5 protein-coding genes are annotated in these 3,848 nt (G+C 37.1%); 1 reads left to right on the top strand and 4 read right to left on the bottom strand.

Annotation, left to right across the window (positions count from 1 at the left end):
* A partial coding sequence (locus ACFIO3_RS05350; RefSeq protein WP_375704178.1) for a YqgE/AlgH family protein occupies positions 1-125 on the bottom strand: 125 nt, incomplete at its 3' end.
* A 71-nt stretch (positions 126-196) separates the two neighbouring features.
* Here ACFIO3_RS05350 and ACFIO3_RS05345 point away from each other — a divergent pair.
* Complete coding sequence (locus ACFIO3_RS05345) at positions 197-1,075, top strand: protein-disulfide reductase DsbD domain-containing protein (protein ID WP_375614993.1); 879 nt, start codon at positions 197-199, stop codon at positions 1,073-1,075.
* A 27-nt stretch (positions 1,076-1,102) separates the two neighbouring features.
* Here the strand turns inward: ACFIO3_RS05345 and rnhA are convergent, their stop codons facing one another.
* Genes rnhA through ispH form a run of 3 tightly spaced genes read right to left on the bottom strand, consistent with a single transcriptional unit; the run spans position 1,103 to position 3,590 of the window.
* On the bottom strand, positions 1,103-1,570 hold the full coding sequence (gene rnhA / locus ACFIO3_RS05340) for a ribonuclease HI (protein WP_375607806.1): 468 nt from the start codon (positions 1,568-1,570) through the stop codon (positions 1,103-1,105).
* A 5-nt stretch (positions 1,571-1,575) separates the two neighbouring features.
* A complete protein-coding gene (locus ACFIO3_RS05335; protein WP_375609089.1) occupies positions 1,576-2,535 on the bottom strand; it encodes a homoserine kinase in 960 nt (319 codons plus the stop codon).
* A complete protein-coding gene (gene ispH, locus ACFIO3_RS05330) occupies positions 2,535-3,590 on the bottom strand; it encodes a 4-hydroxy-3-methylbut-2-enyl diphosphate reductase (RefSeq protein WP_375606406.1) in 1,056 nt (351 codons plus the stop codon). The genes ACFIO3_RS05335 and ispH overlap by 1 nt, the downstream gene beginning before the upstream one ends.
* Between the last annotated feature and the right edge of the window lie 258 nt (positions 3,591-3,848).

Genomic DNA, 3,848 nt, shown 5'->3' with positions numbered 1-3,848 from the left:
ATGCCCATCGCACCAGCATCAGAATGCGCGCAAATATAAATAACAGAACGAATAAAGCGTTTGTCATTCATTCCAGGCATTGCTATGAGTAATTGACCACCCAAAAAGCCATTACACTGCTTCATTAATCTGCTATTCTCCATAATTTACATGATAAAAGTTTGTTCATTTAGTACACTAGGAAAATAAAACTCCAATGAAAAAAAGTCACATATTTACAAATTTACAAAATATCGCAACTTTCTTTTATAAAAAGCTTTTAGTTACTTTATGCTTAACATTCTTAGTTTTAAAATTACTTAACATTCCTGTAAATGCTCAAACAGAACAAAAACTCCAGCTTTTCGCAACATCTTGGTATGAATCAGAGGGTGGTCGTATCCGATTAGCAATCACTGAACCTTCTCTTTCTGGAATAAGAGAAGGTATTATTGAAATTGTGCTTAAACCAGGATGGAAAACTTACTGGCGTAATCCAGGTAATTCTGGCATGGCACCATTTTTTAATTTCAATCAACAAGTTTCTTATGAAATCTTTTATCCGACGCCACAGCTTTTTGAAACAGAAAATGATTGGTCATTAGGCTATAAAGATAAAGTGACATTGCCCTTCAATCTTTCTAGTTCAAGCAAAAATTTAAGTGGGGCTTTCACTCTCGGACTATGTAATAAAATCTGTCTTCCATTGACTATTAACTTTGATTTTTCGCCATCTGTTCTTAAAAACAAATATCTTCCCCTTTCCTTCTTAAAAAATGCCCAAGATTCTTTGCCTCGCATGATGCAGAATGCACTCAAAATAAGCGCCGAAAAAAATAACAATACTCTTTTTCTAAAAATAAAAAATAACGACAAAACAACTCCTTCCTCTCTCTTTTTAGATGGAGGAGAAATGCAAATTGGAGCAGCAAAAAAAGTCAGTGATAACGCGAAATATACGCTCTTTAGTGCTCCGATCTATTTCGTACCAGAAGAAATAAACCAAAAAATTTTTTACACTGTTTCTTTTAAAGATCACGCCTTAAGTGGAACATTCATATTTCATACGCAGCCCCCCTCTCTTACAACTCCGTGATAAAAGAGAAAGGCTCTCAAACAGCAATTATGCTGGAAAATGTCCATTGTTGCGATATTGCGTAATTGCTTTGCGAGCAAGTGCATCAGCGCGTTCATTTTCTGGATGTCCCGCATGCCCTTTTACCCAGTGCCACCTGACTGTATGACAAGAACAAACATCCTCAAGAGCTTGCCATAGCTCCATATTTTTAACAGGATTTTTTGATGCGGTGCGCCAATTATTCTTTTTCCAATCCTCAATCCACTTAGATATCCCATTACGCACATAAACTGAGTCTGTATAAAGGTCGACCAAACAGGGCTCTTTAAGCGCCTTTAATGCACAAATTGCCGCCATGAGTTCCATTTGATTGTTTGTCGTATGGACCTTACCGCCATAAAGCTCGCGTTCATGACCATTCCAGCGTAAAATTGCCCCCCACCCTCCAATTCCAGGATTCCCTGAGCAAGCACCATCTGTATAAATTTCAACGACTTTTTGTTGAGTTGCCATAAAATTTAAAAACCTAATTCACTTAGCGAATTTACATTACTGAAAAAACAAAGCTTGTGCCAATATTCCCATGGATCTTTCTTAATAACAAAGCTATGAGGCGGTGTATTAAACCAATCATAAAGGCGTGTGAGTAAGAAACGTAGAGATGCACCACGAGCTAATAAAACCATCTTGTCCAATTCTAAAGGGATCAATGGTCTTATTTTTTGATAATTTTCCAATAACTTACGTGCTTTGGTAAGATTATAGGAATGATCAGGCTCAAAGCACCAAGCATTTAAACAGATCGCTAAATCATAAGCAAAAAAGTCATTACAAGCAAAATAGAAATCTATCATCCCAGAAAGACGATGATTCACAAAAAAGACGTTATCATTAAATAAATCCGCATGAATAATGCCTGTTGGTAAATTTAATGGCCAGTTTTCTTGTAAAAAAACCAATTCCCACTCAATTTTTTGTCCAAATTCTTTTAATAATGCATCTTCTTTTGTTTGACAACGTTGCCACAATAGCTGCCAATCCATAACAGAAAGAGTATTTTTACGACTGAGTGTAAAATCCTGTCCTGCTAAATGCAATTGTGCTAATCCCGTCCCCACTTCACCACAATGATCTATATTGGGCTGGCGGATCCACTCTCCTTCCAGAAAAGTAATAATAGCAGCAGGACGACCTGCTAGTTCACTGATCATCATGCCATCATTTTGAATAACAGGTTGAGGACAAGGAATTCCACGCTGTCCTAAATGCTGCATTAAGCTACAAAAAAAAGGTAAATCATCTTTTGAAATACGCTTTTCATAAAGTGTTAGAATAAATCGTCCTTGTGTTGTCTCTAACATAAAATTAGAATTTTCAATCCCCTCCTCTATACCTTGATAAGACAAAAGTGACCCTATTGCGTAACCTGTTAAAAACGCTTTTAAATCATTTGGATGAATATCTGTATAAACGGCCATTATTCTGCTTTCATTTTAGACATGTCTGTATCTTGATGTTCATTTTTTGTACTATTTTCTTGACCATTAACAAAAGCCATATCTTGAGAGGTTAAAATGACATCACGTAATTCGCGACTCACTAAAAACTTTTCCGTTTCTACCACTGTTTCAGCCAATTCTATTGTGACATCATAACGCTCACGAAATGCTGAAATAATTTCATCAATAATAATTTCAGGAGCGGAAGCCCCTGCTGAAAGACTGACAACAGAAAGAGCTTTTAGGTTTTCAAAATTAATTTCATCAGCGCGCTGAACTAAAATAGCTTGTCGCGCACCAGACTTTTCAGCAACCTCGACTAAACGTCGCGAATTAGAAGAATTTGGTGCTCCAACAATCAAAAACAAATCACTCCCTTTTGCCGCGGCTTTAACCGCATCTTGTCGATTCGTTGTCGCATAGCAAATTGACTCAGCCGCTGGGGCTGCTAATGTAGGAAAACGTTGTTGTAATATATCGATAATTCCTGCAGTATCTTCAACAGAAAGCGTTGTTTGTGTCACAAATCCTAATTTATCTGGATCCCTTGGTTGATAATGCAAAGCATCTTCTATCGTTTCAATGAGCGTCACAGCCCCTTCTTCAAGCTGTCCCATCGTTCCTATCACCTCAGGATGACCAGCATGACCAATCAATATAACATGACGACCGTGACGTTGATGCCGTATCGCTTGTTTGTGAACTTTCGAGACCAACGGACATGTTGCATCAAGATAAAACAAATTATAGCGTTGTGCTTCTTTTGATACAGATTTTGGTACACCATGGGCAGAAAAAACAACCGGTTGAGTGCGATATTCTTCTGGAATCTCATCAAGTTCTTCAACAAAAACAGCTCCCCGTTGCTGCAATCCCTCAACCACATAGCGGTTATGTACAATTTCATGACGAACATACACTGGAACACCATACTTTTTTAATGCAAGAAGAACAATCTGGATAGCACGATCAACCCCTGCACAAAATCCACGTGGACCACAAAGACGTATCGTTAAAGGAGGAAGTCCAGACATAAATCATCCTTAATCTCTATAGCTTTAGTATCATAATCAAACAACTTATCCTTATGCACGAATAATCAATGCAAAAAAACTAGCAATACCATCTTTTACATAAAAACATACTTTATAGTATCTTCTTGTAGGAAAGCTCTTTTTTAAAATTTGTTTTTTTATATTTTCACGCTCCTAAAGAGCGATAAAATACCAAACAAGAGATTCAATCAAAAGAACCCCAAAGATAGCTGCCAAATAAAGTAATGAAAAGAAAAA

This window comes from Bartonella sp. AD328YNZD (assembly GCF_042196425.1).
Note: the sequence above shows the minus strand (reverse complement) of the source record. Positions and strands in the feature narration are given on the sequence as shown.